Here is a 17,123-nt window from a genome sequence, read left to right as displayed (position 1 = left end):
TGGTCGGTCGGTTCACGCGGCCAGCGCCGCGATGGAGTCCAGCGGGATGCGCAGCCACGAGGGGCGGTTGTGCGCCTCGTAGAGCACCTCGTAGACGGCTTTGTCGTATTCGAAGGCGCGCAGCACGGTCTGGTGCTTCTCGGGGTCGACTCCGCCGCCGAAGGCGTAGCCCGCGCTGAAGGCGTCGCGGTTGCGCTGGGCCCAGGCGCGCGCGGTCGGCGCCAGCTCGGGCGCCGAGGAGGAGCCCACGAGCTGGTAGCGCGCGGCGTAGTCGAACGAGCGCAGCATTCCGGCGACGTCGCGCAGCGGGCTGGAGGGGCGGCGGCGCTCCTCGACCGGGGCGGCGGGCTCGCCCTCGAAGTCCAGCAGCACCCACCCCGCGTCGGTGCGCACCACCTGGCCCAGGTGGTAGTCGCCGTGCACCCGCTGTATCGGCAGCGGCTCGTCGACCCGGGCCAGGGCCTCGTAGGCACCGCGCAGCACGCCGCCGTAGGGCTGCAGCTCGGGCACCTCGGCGGTGGCCCGGCGCAGCCGGCCCAGCATCGACCCGGCGAGCTCGCGCAGCGCGCCGGGAGAGAGCACGTCCGTGGGCAGCTCGCGGGCGAGCGCGCGGTGCACGGCCGCGGTGGCCGCGCCCAGCCGCTCGGCCTCGCCGGCGAAGTCGCCGCCGGCGTCGGCGGGGGAGAGGCCGGGATTGGCGTAGAGGTCGCGGACGCTGGTCGCGGCCAGCACCCAGCCGTCGGTGGCGCTGCGCATGTACTCCTGCAGCATCGCCAGGGTGGTGGGAACCGAGCGCTCGCCGTCGCTCACGTCGGTCTCGATCCAGGCGTAGGGGCGCGCCACGTAGGGCGACTCGGCCAGGGCGGCGGTCAGCTCCAGGTCGGGGTTGAGGCCGGGCCACAGCCGGCGGAAGGACTTGAGCACGTAGTCCTCGCCGTAGACCAGGGAGGTGTTGGACTGCTCGCCCTTGAGCACCAGGCTGCGGTGCCCGGTGCTCACGGCGGCCTCGGGCAGGCGCCGGAACCGCACCGGGGGCCGGGGACCGCCTCCCTCGGCGGGCGGGTGGGCGCCGGCTCCGCAGCCGTCGGCGGCCGAGAGGCGGTCCAGCAGCAGCGAGGTCAGCTCGGGGTCGTGCGAGGCGTCGTAGACGGTGCGGGGCGCGCCGCCGAGGCGGCACACGCCGATGGCGGCGTGTGCCAGCTCCTCGCGCAGCGTCCCCGCCGGGCGCAGCCCGAGGAGCACCTGGTACCGGGATACGGAGCCCCGCTGGCCGATCTCGACGACCAGGACGCTCAGTCCCGGGTCGCCGCTGACCAGCGGATGCTCCGTTCGGACCGTGACGGTCTCGATCGGCTTCCCCTTTCCGGCGAACCACCGCTGTCGTGGGATCCAGTCGGACAGGAGCTCCTCAAGCTGGGTCATCTGTGATGAGTCCTCTTCCGCTTATCGACGCGGCCTGGGGTCGGGGGTGGCCGGGGCGTCGGCGGCGGCCCTCTCGGCCGCCGGCGCGCCCGATCGGCTCGCCGCGGCCGCCTGTCGCTGCCGCGCGGTCGCCGTCCCGGGCCGCGGAGTCGTTCGCGTTTGTCGGTTGCGGTCTTCGGTGGCGGGGCCGTCGGCCTCCTCGACGGGCGGCAGCTGGAACCAGTAGAAGCCGTGGCCCGGAAGTGTCAGCAGGTAGGGCAGTTCGCCGATAGCGGGGAAGCGCACCCCGCCCATGCACTCGATGGGCGTGACGTTCTCGAACCGGCGCAGGTCGAGCTCGACCGGCTGCGGGAACCGCGACAGGTTGTTGACGCACAGCATCCGGTCGTCGCCGTACTCGCGGACGAAGGCGAGGACGCTGGGGTTGCTGGCGAAGAGCTCGGTGAAGTCGCCGGTGCCGAAGACCGGGTGGCGCTTGCGGATCTGGATCATCTTGCGGGTCCAGTTCAGCAGCGAGCCCGGGTCGTCGCGCTGGGCCTCGACGTTGAGCGCCTGGTAGCCGTGGATCGGGTCCATGATCAGGGGCAGGTACAGGCGTGCCGGGTCGCAGCGGGAGAACCCGGCGTTGCGGTCGGAGGTCCACTGCATCGGGGTGCGCACCGCGTCGCGGTCGCCCAGCCAGATGTTGTCGCCCATGCCGATCTCGTCGCCGTAGTACAGCACTGGCGAGCCGGGCAGCGACATCAGCAGGGCGGTGAACAGCTCGATCTGGTTCTTGTCGTTGTCCAGCAGCGGTGCCAGGCGCCGGCGGATACCGACGTTGGCGCGCATCCGCGGGTCCTTGGCGTACTCGGCGTACATGTAGTCGCGCTCTTCGTCGGTGACCATCTCCAGCGTCAGTTCGTCGTGGTTGCGCAGGAAGATCGCCCACTGGCAGTTGCGCGGGATGCGCGGGGTCTGGGCGAGGATCTCCGAGATCGGGTAGCGCTGCTCGCGGCGCACCGCCATGAACATCCGCGGCATCAGCGGGAAGTGGAAGTTCATGTGGCACTCGTCGCCGCCGGCCTCGAAGTCGCCGAAGTAGTCGACGACATCGGCGGGCCACTGGTTGGCCTCGCTCAGCAGCACCCGGTCGGGGTAGATCCGGTCGACCTCGGAGCGGATGCGCTTGAGGAACTCGTGGGTCTCCTTGAGGTTCTCGCAGTTGGTGCCCTCGCGCTCGTAGAGGTAGGGCACCGCGTCCAGCCGGAAGCCGTCGATGCCCAGGTCCAGCCAGAAGCGCAGCACCTCCAGGATCGCCTCCTGCACCGCCGGGTTCTCGAAGTTGAGGTCGGGCTGGTGGGAGAAGAACCGGTGCCAGTAGTACTGCCCGCGCATCTCGTCGTAGGACCAGTTGGACTGCTCGGTGTCGACGAAGATGATCCGGGCGTCGCCGTAGCGCTCGGTGCTGTCGGACCAGACGTAGAAGTCGCCGTAGGGCCCCTCCGGGTCCTCGCGCGAGGCGGTGAACCACGGGTGCTGGTCGCTGGTGTGGTTCATCACCAGGTCCGCGATGACCCGGATGCCGCGGCGGTGCGCCTGGTCGACCAGGTCGACGAAGTCGGCGATCTGCCCGAACTCCGGCAGGATCTTCATGTAGTCGGAGATGTCGTAGCCGCCGTCGCGCAGCGGCGACTCGTACAGGGGCAGCAGCCAGACGCAGTCGATGCCCAGCCATTCGAGGTAGTCGAGCTTCTCGATGAGGCCGCGCAGATCGCCGGTGCCGTCGCCGTTGGAGTCGTGGAATCCGCGGACGAGCACCTCGTAGAAGACCGCGTGCTTGTACCAGTAGGGATCGCGGGGCTTCTCGTGGGTGAAGGTATCGGGCACGGCCGCGAACGGCGTGTGACTGGTGCCTGGCAACGGCTCTTGTGTGGTCACGAGGCTACTCCACGAGTTGGCTTTCCAGCGCCTGCCGCTGCGATGGACGGTGCGCGAAGAGCGGAGCGCCTGCAGTAGGCAGAGCCCTTTGGCGCGAACCTTTATTCAGCGGGGCCGACTGTGAATATGTGTGCGGACTGGAATCGCGGGTCAAGGCGGACATAGTTCGCCTGTCCCCACCTGTAGATATCACCGGATATCTGGTCGGCGACCGTTATCCGAGCGTCGGGGCCGAACCCCAGAGCGGGCAGGTCGAGCCGCACCGTAGCCTCATGCGCGTGGTGCGGGTCGAGGTTCACGACGGCGAGGACGACGTCGTCGCGTCCGTTCTCGCCGGCCCCGGCCAGCCGTTTGGAAAAGCAGATGAGCTCCGGCCGGTCGACATGGTGGAACCGCAGGTTGCGCAGTTCTTGCAATGCAGGATGTTCGCGCCTGAGTGAGTTTAGCGTGCGCAGCAGGGGTGCGATGGTTTTTCCAGCGGATTCCGCCGCCGCCCAGTCGCGGGGGCGGTGCTGGTATTTCTCCGAGTCGAGGTATTCCTCGCTCCCGGGCTTTATCGGGGTATTCTCGCAGAGCTCGTAGCCGGAGTAGACGCCCCACGCCGGTGATCCCAGAGCGGCGAGCACGGCCCGCACCTCGAAGGCCGGGCGGCCGCCGTGCTGCAGGTAGGCCGAGAGGATGTCGGGGGTGTTCGTGAAGAGGTTGGGGCGCATGTAGGCCGAGGACTCGGCGGAGAGCTCGGTGAGATAGTCCTCCAGCTCCTCCTTGGAATTGCGCCACGTGAAATAGGTGTAGGACTGGTGGAACCCGGCGCGCGCCAGCGCCGCCATCATCGCGGGGCGCGTGAAGGCCTCCGACAGGAAGACCACGTCGGGGTCCGAGGCCGCGATCTCGCCCAGCAGCCGCTCCCAGAAGACCAGCGGCTTGGTGTGCGGGTTGTCCACGCGGAAGATGCGCACCCCGCGCTCCATCCAGAACCGCACGATCCGCAGCACCTCGGCGTAGAGCCCCTCGGGGTCGCCGTCGAAGTTCAGCGGGTAGATGTCCTGGTACTTCTTGGGCGGGTTCTCGGCGTAGGCGATCGAGCCGTCGGCGCGGCGGGTGAACCACTCGGGGTGCTCGCGCACCCAGGGATGGTCGGGCGAGCACTGCAGCGCCAGGTCGAGCGCGACCTCCAGGCCGTGCTCGGCCGCCTCGGCGACGAACTCCTCGAAGTCGGCGAGCGTGCCGAGGTCGGGGTGGACGGCGTCGTGGCCGCCCTCCTCGGAGCCGATCGCCCAGACCGAGCCGGGATCGCCGGGGCCGGCCGTGAGCGCGTTGTTGCGCCCCTTGCGGAAGGAGCGGCCGACGGGGTGGATCGGCGGCAGGTAGACGACGTCGAATCCCATGTCGGCGATGGCCGGCAGCCGCTTGGCCGCCGTGGCGAAGGTGCCCGACCGCCAGGCGCCGGCCCCGCCGTCCATGACCGCGCCCTCCGACCGGGGGAAGAACTCGTACCAGGAGCCGACCAGTGCGCGCCGGCGGTGCACGAGCAGGGGGCGGCGCCTGGTGCGGGTGACGAGGTCGCGCAGCGGCTCGGCGGCCAGCAGCTCGGCGGCCTCGGGGCCGGAGGCGGCGGCCAGGCGCTCCTCGGGAGCCAGGGAGCCGTCGCGCAGGACGGCGGCGACGCGGGCGGGCCCGGGGCGGCGCGGCACGCGCCGGGCGGCGCGGTCGAACAGGCGCGCGCCTTCTTCGAGCGTCAGCTCGACGTCCTGGCCGAGAGGGATCTTCACGGCGGCGTCGCGGCGCCACGTGGCCACGGGGTCGCTCCAGGCCTCGACGCTGAAGCTCCACCGGCCCTCGTGGCCGACGGTGACGTCGGCGCCGTAGCGGTCGGTGCCGGGCGCGAGCTCGCGCATCGGGGTCAGCGAGTGCCTGCGGCCGCGCGGGTCGTAGAGGGCGACGGCGGCGCCCAGGGCCCCGTGGCCCTCGCGGATCACCGTGGCCCGGACGGGAACGGTCTCGCCGGCGGCCGCCTTGGCGGTGCCGTAGTCCAGGACGGGCGAGACGTCGAGAATGGGAATGCGTCCAATCACAGGTACACCATCATTGTCGTCATACCCGAGGCTTGGTCGGGTTCGTCGGATTCTCCGGGTAAACCACCCCGCGTGAGCCGCGGACGCCACGTTTCGTTCCTGTGGCGGTGTGGCGCTCCTGAGCCGTGTTCGGGCAGCCCGACACCACCGAATGTCCAGTCGATCGGCATCGGTGATTTCGGTCCGGGCCTGCTCCTCTGTCTATCGTCAGCCCGGAACGCGTGATGCGCCGACAACCCGAGGCGGTTAATTTTTGTGATTGTCGTCACACCGCTTTGGTGTTCTGCTGACCTGCAGGGATGATGGGGCCGGTGGGAGTTCGGCAAATCGGGCAAAGGTGCACGTGTGAGGCATGAGTCTCGGGCGCATCAGAGGTTTCGGCCCTACACATACCGGTTACGGAAGTTCGATTGGGCGTGGTGAGGCCGGGTGTCCGTAATTTCCGGTTGTGTGACTTGAACCCCGCATTATGTGAAACTTCCAAATAATGCGTGGTCCGGTTACAGGATGGGAACACCGAGTTATCCATGATTTTTCATAAAACGCCGGTGACGGGTCGCACGGAGCCCGCCGATTGAGTAGCCTCACGCTCCGTGAAGGCCATTCGCAGGTTCACCGTCCGCACCGCCCTCCCCGACGAGCTGGCCGCGCTGGAGCGGCTCGCCGCCAACCTGCGCTGGGCCTGGCACGCGCCCACACGCGAGGTCTTCGCGGCCGTCGACCCCGCCGTCTGGGAGCGCTGCGGCCACGACCCGTTCCGCATGCTCGGCGAGGTCCCCGCCGAGCGCTTCGGCGAGCTGGCCCGCGACGAGAGGTTCCTCGCGCGGCTGGGCGCGGCCGACTCCGACCTGGCCGCCTACCTCGGCGACGACCGCTGGTACCAGCACTACGCCCGCGAGCGCGACGCCCCCGCCGCGGTCGCCTACTTCTCCGCCGAGTACGGCCTCACCGCCGCGCTGCCCCAGTACTCCGGCGGGCTGGGCATCCTGGCCGGCGACCACCTCAAGAGCGCCAGCGACCTCGGCGCCCCGCTGATCGGGGTCGGGCTTCTCTACCAGCACGGCTACTTCAGCCAGGCGCTCTCGCCCGAGGGCTGGCAACTGGAGGACTACCCCGAGGTCGACCCGCGCGGGCTGCCGCTGACCCAGCTGCGCGGCGGCGGCGGCGCCCCCGCCTGCGTCGGGCTCGACCTGCCCGGCGGGCAGCGGCTGAACGCCCGCGTGTGGGTGGCCAGGGCCGGGCGCGTGCCGCTGCTGCTGCTCGACGCCGCCCACGAGGACAACCCCGCCGACCTGCGAGCGGTCACCGACCGCCTCTACGGGGGCGGCAAGGAGCACCGCCTGCGCCAGGAGCTGCTGCTGGGCGTCGGCGGCGTGCGCGCGGTGCGGGCCTACTGCCGGGCGACCGGCCACCCCGCGCCCGAGGTCTTCCACATGAACGAGGGCCACGCCGGGTTCCTCGGCGTGGAGCGCGCGCGTGAGCTGGTCGACGGCGGGCTGTCCTTCGACGAGGCGGTCGAGGCCGCGCGCGCCGGAACGGTCTTCACCACGCACACCCCCGTCTCCGCCGGCATCGACAGGTTCGACCGCGAGCTGGTCGGCCGCCACTTCGCCCCCGGCGACTCCGCAACACCGGGGCTGGCCGCCGGCGACGTCCTGCGCCTGGGCGCCGAGGACTACGCCGAGGGCGACCCCGACGTGTTCAACATGGCGGTCATGGGCATGCGCCTGGCTCAGCGGGTCAACGGGGTCAGCCGGCTGCACGGCGCCGTCAGCCGTGAGATGTTCCGGGGCCTGTGGCCCGGGTTCGACACCGCCGAGGTGCCCATCACCGCCGTCACCAACGGCGTGCACGCGCGCACCTGGGTGGCCGAGGAGGCCCAGGACCTCGCCCGCCGGATGGTGCCCGACGCTGGGGAGTTCACCAGCGCCGAAGGCTGGCGCAAGCTCGCCGGCGCCTCCGAGGCCGAGCTGTGGGAGATGCGCCGCACGCTGCGCGAACGGCTCGTCGTCGACGTCCGCGAGCGCCTGCGCGCGTCCTGGCGCCGGCGCGGCGCCTCCCAGGCCGAGCTGGGCTGGGTCGACGACGTGCTCGACCCCGAGGTGCTGACGATCGGCTTCGCCCGCCGGGTGCCCTCCTACAAGCGGCTCACCCTGATGCTGCGCGACCGCGAGCGGCTCGCCTCGATGCTGCTGGACCCGGACCGGCCGCTGCAGATCGTCGTCGCGGGCAAGGCGCATCCGGCCGACGAGGGCGGCAAGCGGCTTATCCAGGAGATCGTGCGCTTCGCCGACGACCCCCGGGTGCGGCACCGGATCGTCTTCCTGCCCGACTACGACATGGCACTGGCACGGGCTCTGGTGCAGGGCTGCGACGTCTGGCTGAACAACCCGCTGCGCCCACTGGAGGCCTGCGGCACCTCGGGCATGAAGTCGGCCCTCAACGGCGGACTCAACCTGTCGGTGCGCGACGGCTGGTGGGAGGAGTGGTACGACGGCTCCAACGGCTGGGCCGTCCCCACCGCCGACGGCGTCGAGGACCCCGACCGGCGCGACGCCATCGAGGCCGCTGCGCTCTACGACCTGGTCGAGCAGCAGGTGGTGCCGCTGTTCTACGACTTCGACGACCGCGGCCTGCCCAAGCGGTGGCTGGAGATGGTCAAGCACACGCTGGTCTCGCTGGGCCCGAAGGTGCTGGCCACCCGCATGGTGCAGGAGTACGTGACCCGGCTCTACCAGGGCGCGGCCGACTCCTCGCGCGCGCTGGCCGCGGGCGGCATGCGCGGCGCGGGCGAGCTGGCCGCGTGGAAGCGGCGCGTGCGCGGCGCCTGGCCGGATGTGCGGGTGGAGCACGTCGAGATGACCGGCTGCGAAGGCCCGCCCCTGGTCGGCGGCGACCTGCGGGTGCGCGCGTGCGTCGAACTGGGCGGGCTGGCCCCCGAGGACGTGCGGGTCGAGGTGGCCGTGGGGCGGGTGAGCGACTCGGAGTCGCTGGTCGACCCGGTCTTGGCCGAGCTGTCGGCGGACGAGGGCGCCGCTGAGGCCGCCGGTTCGCGGACGGTGTGCTACCACGGCTCGGTGCCGCTGCGGCGCGCGGGGAGCTGCGGGTTCACCGTGCGGGTGCTGCCGCACCACTCCCTGCTCGCAGACAGCGCCGAGATGGGGCTGGTCGCGACCCCCGAGCCGCCCGAGGCCGTCAAGGAGGGAATGGTCCTGCGGTGAGGCCGGCGTGCCTCAGCGCCGCTTGACCGGTGCGGGTGCTCAACGAGCAGGCGCCCGGCGATGCCGTGCAGCGCCGCCCGCTCGTGCTCGTCGAGGCCGGCGAAGAGCCGGTCCTCCAGCCGGTCCACCACCTCGCCGCGCTCCGCCGGCAGCTCGCGCCGCGCGGCGCGAGCACCACGATGTGGCGCCGGCGGCCGTCGGGGTCGCGCCGCCGCTCGGCGAGGCCGCTGCTCTCCAGGTCGTCGACGGTCCCCGCCATGGCGTCGGGGTCGATGCCCAGCCGCCGGCCGGCTCCCGCTGTGAGACGGCGGTTCCATCGCGGCGGCCGTGGCGAGCACGGTGACGTGGCGCGGGTTCGGCCCCAGCGGCTCGAAGGCCGCCACGATCATCGCGATCACCGTTTCGCCGAGCTTGCTGAGCCGGTGGCCGGCGTCGCCCCGCAGAGCGCTCCGGGATACCCCGCCGACGTCGTCCGCGCTGTTCATGTCCGCATGCCGGTTCCGGCTGATCGCCGCACCGCGCTGGGCCGCGGCGCCGGCCGCGCCCGGCGCCCGCTGCCCGACCCGTCCCGGTGCCGCGGCAGGCATGCCGCCGTCCGCCGTCCGCCCGGGTGGGGTGGCATCACCTCCTGCGACCTGCGCATCCGGCGCCACCTTGACCTTCGGTGTGCGTAGGTCCCCATAATGGAGGCGAAACCGACAGGGGAGCGCTTGGGCGCTGAGAGTGCGGTCCGCGACCGCAGACCCTCACACACCTGATCTGGGTAATGCCAGCGCAGGGAGTCGTGAACCCGTCCGCCGGTTCGGCGCGGCCGCGCGCCCCGATGCGCGGGCGCCCGGTTTCCGGCCGGCGCTCTTGGCCGGGTCTCCCTCGCTTCGTCTGCGAAGGGACGTCCTGTGAGTGATCAGAAGCCGCCGACCGGCAACGCGAACCCGGAGCCGGCCGCCGGTGCCGGTGCCACGGTGAGGCAGCGCTACCGCACGGTCGACATCGTCGTCCCCGCTGTGCTGGGTGTGGCCGTCGGCGTGATCTTCTGGGCGTGGAACCTGCTGTGGCAGGTCTCCGCCCCGCTGTTCGCGTTCTTCCCGCCCGCCCAGGCGGTCGTCTACGGCATGTGGCTGGTGCCCGGAGTCCTGGGCGCGCTCATCGTCCGCAAGCCCGGCGCCGCGGTGCTGACCTCCACCGCTGCCGCGTTCGTGTCCATGGTGCTCGGCACGCCCTGGGGCGTCGAGGTCGCCCTGGCGGGCTTCGTCCAGGGCCTGCTGCCCGAGCTGGTCTTCGCCGCCGGCCGCTACCGCCGCTGGGGCATGCCGATCGCGCTGCTCGCCGGCGCGGCCGCCGGAATCGCGCCCGCCGTGTGGGACAACGTCCGCTACTACCCCACCTGGCCGCTGTCCTTCCAGCTCACCTACGGCGTTCTCGTCGTGATCAGCGCCGCCGTCATCGGCGGCGCCGGCTCCCGGCTGCTCACATCGGCCCTGGCCAGGGCCGGCGCGCTCTCCGCGTTCCCCTCGGCGCGCGGATGAGGGCCGACCGCGGCGGCGCCCGCGTCGAGCTGTCCGGCTGGGGGTGGCGCCACTCGGGCCGCAGCGGATGGTCGCTGCGCGGCGTCGACCTCGTCGTGGAGCCGGGGGAGCGGGTGCTGCTGCTCGGCGCCTCCGGTGCGGGCAAGAGCACGCTGCTGCACGCGATGGCCGGGCTGACCGGCAGCGCCGGCGCCATCTCCGGCGACGATGAGGGGCGGCTGCTCGTCGACGGCGGCCGCGCCGACGCCGCGCGCGGCTCGGTCGCGCTCGTCAGCCAGGACCCCGAGACGCAGCTGGTCATGGCCCGCTCGGGCGACGACGTCGCGTTCGGCCCGGAGAACCTCGGTCTGGAGCGCGCGGACATCTGGGCGCGGGTCCGCGACGCGCTGGAGGAGGTCGGCTTCGGCTACGGTCCCGACCGGCCCACCGCGGCCCTGTCCGGCGGGGAGAAGCAGCGCCTGGTGCTGGCCGGGGCCCTGGCGATGCGGCCGCGCCTGCTGCTGCTCGACGAGCCAACGGCCAACCTCGACCGCGGCGGCGCCGCCCGGATCCGGCGCGTGCTCGCGCACCTGCTGCGCAGCAGCGAGGCGACCATGGTGCTCGTCGAGCACAGCGTGGCCGAGGTGGTCGGCGCCTCCGACGCAAACGGCGCCCAGGACGCGGTGGCCGCCCTCGTCGACCGGGTCGTCGTGGTCGAACCGGGCGGAGGCGTGATCGCCGACGGTGCCCCTTCCGCCGTCTTCGCCGACCAGGGCGCCGCGCTGGCCGAACAGGGCGTATGGGTGCCCGGACGCGAGCCGCGCCCCCGCGTGCGCCCGGTCGCGCTGCCGGGACCGGCGGTGATCGAGGCGGTGGACTGCGCCGCGCGGGCCCCCGGCGGCGCCGGCCTGGCGGGCGAGCCGGGCGCCGAGGTCCTGCACGGCGTCGGCGCCGCGGCGCACGCGGGCACCGCGACCGCTCTGACCGGACCGAACGGAGCGGGCAAGTCCACCCTGCTGGGCCTGCTGGCCGGGCTCGACGCGCCCCGGGGCGGAACGGTCGCGCCCCGCGGGCGCCTGGCCGAGATCAGCACCCGTCCGCTGGCGAGGTGGCCGGCCCGGCGCCTCGCCCGCCACGTGGGTACGGTGTTCCAGCACGCCGAGGACCAGTTCGTCACCGGCCGCGTCCGCGACGAGCTCGCCTTCGCGCCCCGCCGTGCCGGGCTGGGGCCCCGCGATACGCAGCGGCGCGTGGACGAGCTGCTGGAGCGCCTGCGGCTGACCGGCCTGGCCGACGTGCACCCCTTCACCCTCTCCGGCGGGGAGAAGCGGCGGCTGTCGGTGGCGACGGCGCTGAGCTCGGGCGCCTCCCACGCGCCGGACGTGCTGCTGCTGGACGAGCCGACCTTCGGGCAGGACACCCGCACCTGGGCCGAGCTCGTGGAACTGCTGGCCGAGCTGCGCTCCGACGGTCGCGCGGTCGTCACCGCCACCCACGACTCGGTGCTCCTGGACCGCTTCGCCGACGTCGAGGTCCGGTTGAGCGGCGGGTACGCCCAGGCTCCCGTCGCCCGGACGGATGCCGGCGCCGCCGTCCTCGGCGGGCAGCGGAGCGCGGGCCCCGAACGGGCGGACGGTGGATCGGGCGGCGGCCCGGGTAGCCGGCCGGGAGAGGCGGCGGCCGCCGGCGGACGCGCAGGAGCGGCGCCGGGCCGAGGCCGGGGAAAGCGGAGCGGAAGGGGGCGCGGATGAGCACCGCCGGTACCTCCCGGGAATCCGACCCCGCGGGAGCGCCCGCCCGCCGGGGTCAGCGCGGCACCGCGGGTCCCGGCGCGCCGCGCGGGCGGCAGCCCCGCGGAAGGCCGCCGGAGGGGGCCGCCGCGCCCGGACCGCCGGAGCCCCACCGCGACGGCGGCGCTTCCGCCTCCCGCTCCCGCGCCCGCACGCGGCGGGCCTGGCTGCCGCGGGCCGATCCCGCGGGCAAGATGCTGGCGGCCGGGCTCGTCGCCGCAGGGCTGATCCCGGTCGTGGACCCGGTCACCTCCGGGATCGTGCTGGCCGGCGGCCTGGCGCTGCTGCCGTTCGCCGGGCTGAACCGGGCGCGGCTGCTCGCACTGGGCATCCCCCTCGCGCTGATGGGGGCCTCGATCGGGTTCGTCAACCTCGTCTTCGGCGAGGAGGGGCCGGTCGCGGCGCTCGGCGCGGCGGTGCGCCTGCTGGCGATCTCCCTGCCGAGCCTGCTCGCCGCGATCACCAGCGACCCCACCGACATGGCCGACTCGCTGGTCCAGCGGTTGCGGGTGCCCGAGCGCCCGGCGATCGCCGTGCTCGCCGCGCTGCGTCTGGTGCCGCTGCTGGTCGAGCAGTGGCGCACGCTGGGCCGTGCCCGCCGCGCCCGCGGCCTGGACGCCGGAGGCAACCCGGCGCGGGCGGCCGCGATCTTCGCGGGAAAGGCGTTCGCCCTGCTCGTGCGCTCGGTCCGGACCGGAACCCTGCTCGCTATGGCGATGGACGCGCGCGGGTTCGCCGGCGGCCCGCGCAGCCACGCCCGGCTGAGCACCTGGCGCGGGCGGGACACGGCCCTCATCGCCGCGACCGCCGCCCTGCTCGGCGCCGCCCACGCCGTCTCGGCCGCCGCCGGGACCTGGACACCGCTGAGCTTCTGACACCGCCGCCACCGCACGCGCCGCGGGCGCGGCACCGCGCGTGCCGGCGGATGCGGGGGGCGGGTCCGGGCAGTGGTAGGTATTGAGGCGCGAGCGCCGGACGGTCGGGCGCCCACGCCGGGCTGCGCCCGGGGCGCCGGGCCGAGGCGGGTAGTCGACGGCAGAAGGGCCCTGGTGACGACGGTGGACGAGGCCATTGGCGAGTTCGTCCGGGTGGAGCGCGATGGAGGCCATCCGGCGGTCGCCGTGATCCGGCTGGACCGGCCGAAGATGAACGCGATCGACGCGCGGGTGCAGCGCGAGCTGGGCGCGGCCGCGGCGCGCGTCAGCGCCGACGACGACGTGCGGGCCGTGGTCGTCTACGGCGGCGAGCGGGTCTTCGCCGCCGGCGCGGACGTCAAGGAGATGTCCGAGATGGGCTTCGCCGAGATGGCGGACCACTCACGGGTGCTGCAGGACTCCCTGACCGCCGTCGCGCGCATCCCCAAGCCGGTCATCGCCGCGATCACCGGTTTCGCGCTCGGCGGCGGCTGCGAGCTGGCGCTGTGCGCCGACTTCCGCGTGGCCGCCGAGGACGCCCGGCTGGGCCAGCCCGAGATCCGGCTCGGCGTGATCCCCGGGGCGGGCGGCACGCAGCGCCTCCCCCGGCTGATCGGCCCGGCCCGCGCCAAGGACCTCATCTTCACCGGGCGCCACGTCGCCGCCGAGGAGGCCCTGTCCATCGGCCTGGTCGACGCGGTGGTGCCGGAGGCAGACGTCTACGGCCACGCCGTGGCCATGGCCGCCAGCTACGCCGGCGGCCCCGCGCTCGCGCTGCGCGCGGCCAAGCAGGCGATCGACGGCGGACTGGAGACCGACCTCGCCACCGGGCTGGAGATCGAGCGCATGCACTTCGCCGGGTTGTTCGCCACCGAGGACCAGAAGGCCGGGATGCGCAGTTTCATCGAAGAGGGGCCCGGTAAGGCGCGCTTCTCGGGCCGCTGACCCGGCCGGTTCGCACACACCCCCGCGCGAGCGCCGGCCGCAGCCTCGTCCGCCGGCCGTAGGAGGGCGGGCGCCGCGCGGGAGGAGAGGACACGGCAGGGCGCGCGAGGCGGCTGACGCGCGCCGCGCTGACGCGGAGGGAGACGGAGGGACCATGTGGGGACTGAAGACCGAACCGGCCCTGGAGCGCACCGACCTGACGGCGTCGGCGGTCGCCGCCCGGCTCGCAGGCTGGGCGCCGGCCGAGCGCGTGCTGGCGGCGCCGATCGACCCGGAGCTGGCCGACACCGCCGAGTGCGCCGCCGCCTACGACATCCCGCTGGAGGCCTCGGCCAACTGCGTGGTGATCGCCGCCAAGCGGGCGGGCCAGGTGCGGATGGCCGCGTGCATGGTGCTGGCCACCACGCGCGCGGACGTCAACGGCGCGGCCCGGCGCCACCTGGGCGCGCGCAAGGCCTCCTTCGCGCCGCAGGGCGAGGTGGTCGCCGCGACCGGCATGGAGTACGGCGGCATCACCCCCGTGGGGCTGCCGGAAGGGTGGCCGATTCTGGTCGACCAGGCCGTGCTGGAGGCCGGCCACGTGGTCGTGGGCAGCGGCCTGCGGTCCTCCAAGCTCGTGCTTCCCGGCGCCGACCTCGCCGAGCTCCCCGGCGCCGAGGCGATCTCGGGCCTGGGCGTGCGCACCGACTGAACGGGCCGCCCCCTCCCTTCGGGCCGGGCCCCGCGCCGGTCGCACCGCCGCGGCGGCCCGGCTCCGGCCGCCGCGTCCGCCGCAGCCCTTCCGGGGCACCCGCGCCGCGGCCGGAACCGCCGTGCCGGGCCCCTCCCGCATCGCGGCGAGCGGAACCACACCCCTGAAACGTGCGTCATACTCATGGGGTCGCTTGGACGGCGGGCCCCGCGCGGGGCCGGTCGCCGCCGAGGTCTTCCCGCGACCCGGCGGCCCGGCTAGTTTTGCCTCAGGGAGCCGCCCGCGGACCGGTCCGTTCCGCCGCGGTGCAGAAGGACGTGGTCGCTGTGCAGCGTGAGCGGTGGCGGACAGGCCCGTCGGCCGCGGTTTGCGGCCTCCGGCCCGGCCATCTCCAGCGGATAGGCTAGATGTCGTGGTGTGCCAGGTTGAGGGGATGAATTCGTAATGGCAATGTCGGCAGGTTTCCCCGAGGGCGAGGAGCTGCCGGAACGCGTCGGCCCTTACCGGATCCGCCGCCGGATCGGCCAGGGCGGCATGGGCGTCGTCTACCAGGCCGTCGACCCCCGTGAGGACCAGCTCGTCGCGATCAAGGTGCTGCGCTCGGAGGTCGCCGGCGACCACATCGCCCGCGCCCGGCTCGCACGCGAGGTGGCCACCATGCGGCGGGTGCACAGCGCCAACGTCGCCGAGGTCATCGACGCCGACACCGACGCCGAGCTCCCCTGGGTCGTCACCGAGTACATCCCGGGCCCCACGCTCGACTCCACGGTCACCGACCACGGCCCGCTGCGCGGCCGGGCGCTGAGCCGCTTCGTGACGGGTCTGGCGCGGGCGATCGACGACATCCACGCCGCCGACGTCATCCACCGCGACCTCAAGCCCGGCAACGTCATCATCTCCAACGGCGAGCCGATCGTCATCGACTTCGGCATCGCCCACGCGGTCGACGGCGCCAAGCTCACCCAGACCGGCACGTTCGTCGGCACGCCCAGCTATCTCTCGCCGGAGGTCATCGAGGGCACCGACCTTGGACCGGCCACCGATATCCACGCCTGGGGCGCCACGGTCGCCTTCGCCTCCACCGGTACGGCGCCCTACGGCTCCGGCTCCTTCGAGGTCATCTTCTTCCGCATCCTCAACGGCGAGATCACCCTCGACGGGATGCCCCCCCAGCTGCAGCCGCTGGTGCAGGCGGCGGTCTCGCGCGACATGTCCGCGCGCCCCACGGCCGCCGGCCTGGTCGCCCAGGCCGGTCGGCTCAACCTGGACCTCCCGCTCAGCGAGGACGTCGCCAGCTACGTGAGCAGCGGGATGACGGGCAATCACACGGTGCAGGCCTCCACCCGCGAACCCTCCGCGGACCGCGGCGGCGGGGACGACGGCGGCGGCCGGGGCGCCGCGGGCGCCGGTGCCGCGGGCGCCGGAGCGGGCACCGCCGCGGCGGGCGCGGCACCGGGCGGCTGGACCTCCGCACCCGAGGCCGGCGCGGCCGGGAGCACGATGGGCGCGGGCCCCGACCAGACCCGGGTCGGCGGTGCGGACCAGACCTATGCCGGCGGTGCGGACCAGACACGCGTCGGCGGGGCCGACCAGACGATGCGCGCCGGTGCGGGCGGCGCGGACCGGACCCGGGTCGGCGGCGCCCCCGACGAGGCCCCCTCACCGCAGCAGGCCGGCATGCTCGGCACCTACGGGGCCGACGACTCCGCGGCGGCGGGCCCGAGCACCCAGTACTTCAACTCGACGCTGCGTCCCGAGGACTTCCGCGACATCCTCACGCCGGTCGACGAGCGCCCCGTCGCTCGCGGGGCGGACCGCGGCGAGACCGAGGAGCGCGGAGGGCTCTTCGACAGGTTCCGCCGCTCGGGCGGCGACAGCCTCGGCGACTACATCGACACCAGCGGCGAGGACGACCACGACAGCGGCTACGACCGCGGGCACGACGCCCGCCCGCTGCCGTGGCTGCTGCTCATCCCCGCGCTGGCGTTCCTGGCCGGCCTCTGCCTGACCGTTCCGGTCCTGGGCCTGATCGTGGGACTGCTCACAGCGAGCGTCCTCGGCGCGCTGGAGACGGTCAAGAGCGAGCACGCGCGGCGCCTGCAGACCCGCGGCCCGCGCAGCTCCGACAACGCGGTCATCGTGCTGAGCATGCCCTGGGCCCTGCTGCGCACGCTCGGCCGCAACCTGCTCTACGGGTTGGGCTACCTGCTGGCCGGAATCGTGGTCGGCATCGTGATCACGCTGCTGACCAGCGACGGCACCAACACGCCGAACTTCGTGGGCTCCTACGCGTTCGCCATCGTCGTGGTGCTCAGCTTCCTGGGGCCCAACGGACGCGGCGCCGTGCGCCAGGCGCGCTCGGCCATCGACTCCGTCACCGTCCGCAGCCCCTACGTCTACTGGGGCGTGATCGTCGTATCGGTGCTGCTCGCGATGCTGGTGTGCTCCTACGGGATCGGCGCGGCGCCGTCGTGGTGGCTGATGGGCAACGGTCCTTCGGGCTGGGCGCTCTTCGGCGGCTGACCCCGCCCGCCCGCGTCCGCGAGCCGGGCCGACCGCTTCGGCGCCCTTGCCCGGCCCGTCCGGGCGGGGGCGCGTTCGCCCCAGGGGCTACTAGCCAGTAACATCGGGATGGCAGAG

General features: G+C 73.6%; 10 protein-coding genes and 1 riboswitch. Of the genes, 7 read left to right on the top strand and 3 right to left on the bottom strand.

Going from position 1 to position 17,123, the window contains the following annotated elements; all coding sequences use genetic code 11:
• Positions 1-12: 12 nt before the first annotated feature.
• From ABD284_RS14635 to ABD284_RS14625, 3 genes are all read right to left on the bottom strand, one after another.
• A complete protein-coding gene (locus tag ABD284_RS14635) occupies positions 13-1,422 on the bottom strand; it encodes a maltokinase N-terminal cap-like domain-containing protein (RefSeq protein WP_344143523.1) in 1,410 nt (469 codons plus the stop codon).
• A 21-nt stretch (positions 1,423-1,443) separates the two neighbouring features.
• Complete coding sequence (treS, locus tag ABD284_RS14630; RefSeq protein WP_344143565.1) at positions 1,444-3,291, bottom strand: maltose alpha-D-glucosyltransferase; 1,848 nt, start codon at positions 3,289-3,291, stop codon at positions 1,444-1,446.
• A gap of 152 nt (positions 3,292-3,443) precedes the next feature.
• Positions 3,444-5,417: an alpha-1,4-glucan--maltose-1-phosphate maltosyltransferase gene (locus ABD284_RS14625; protein WP_344143522.1), complete on the bottom strand. Its 1,974-nt coding sequence runs from the start codon at positions 5,415-5,417 to the stop codon at positions 3,444-3,446.
• A 593-nt stretch (positions 5,418-6,010) separates the two neighbouring features.
• On the opposite strand from ABD284_RS14625, the gene glgP reads away from it, so the two are divergent.
• The 7 genes from glgP to ABD284_RS14590 all read left to right on the top strand — a co-directional run bounded on the left by glgP (position 6,011) and on the right by ABD284_RS14590 (position 17,006).
• Entirely contained in the window at positions 6,011-8,638 is a 2,628-nt protein-coding gene (gene glgP, locus ABD284_RS14620) for an alpha-glucan family phosphorylase (protein ID WP_344143521.1), read from the top strand.
• Positions 8,639-9,328: 690 nt separating this feature from the next.
• Positions 9,329-9,436, top strand: a riboswitch (TPP riboswitch).
• A gap of 164 nt (positions 9,437-9,600) precedes the next feature.
• Positions 9,601-10,164: an ECF transporter S component gene (locus ABD284_RS14615; protein ID WP_344143563.1), complete on the top strand. Its 564-nt coding sequence runs from the start codon at positions 9,601-9,603 to the stop codon at positions 10,162-10,164.
• On the top strand, positions 10,161-11,894 hold the full coding sequence (locus ABD284_RS14610) for an ABC transporter ATP-binding protein (protein ID WP_344143520.1): 1,734 nt from the start codon (positions 10,161-10,163) through the stop codon (positions 11,892-11,894). Before ABD284_RS14615 ends, ABD284_RS14610 begins: the two co-directional genes overlap by 4 nt.
• On the top strand, positions 11,891-12,808 hold the full coding sequence (locus tag ABD284_RS14605) for an energy-coupling factor transporter transmembrane component T family protein (RefSeq protein WP_344143519.1): 918 nt from the start codon (positions 11,891-11,893) through the stop codon (positions 12,806-12,808). Before ABD284_RS14610 ends, ABD284_RS14605 begins: the two co-directional genes overlap by 4 nt.
• A gap of 195 nt (positions 12,809-13,003) precedes the next feature.
• Positions 13,004-13,792, top strand: coding sequence for an enoyl-CoA hydratase/isomerase family protein (locus ABD284_RS14600; protein WP_344143562.1), 789 nt, complete (start codon positions 13,004-13,006; stop codon positions 13,790-13,792).
• 154 nt (positions 13,793-13,946) lie between these two features.
• Positions 13,947-14,483 carry a YbaK/EbsC family protein gene (locus ABD284_RS14595; RefSeq protein WP_344143518.1) on the top strand — a complete coding sequence of 179 codons (537 nt, stop codon included), beginning with the start codon at positions 13,947-13,949 and terminating at the stop codon, positions 14,481-14,483.
• Between the two features lie 444 nt (positions 14,484-14,927).
• A complete protein-coding gene (locus ABD284_RS14590) occupies positions 14,928-17,006 on the top strand; it encodes a serine/threonine-protein kinase (protein ID WP_344143517.1) in 2,079 nt (692 codons plus the stop codon).
• Positions 17,007-17,123 lie beyond the last annotated feature (117 nt).

It is taken from the genome of Streptomonospora arabica, assembly GCF_039531585.1.
Classification (GTDB): Bacteria; Actinomycetota; Actinomycetes; order Streptosporangiales; family Streptosporangiaceae; genus Streptomonospora; species Streptomonospora halophila.
Note: the sequence above shows the minus strand (reverse complement) of the source record. Positions and strands in the feature narration are given on the sequence as shown.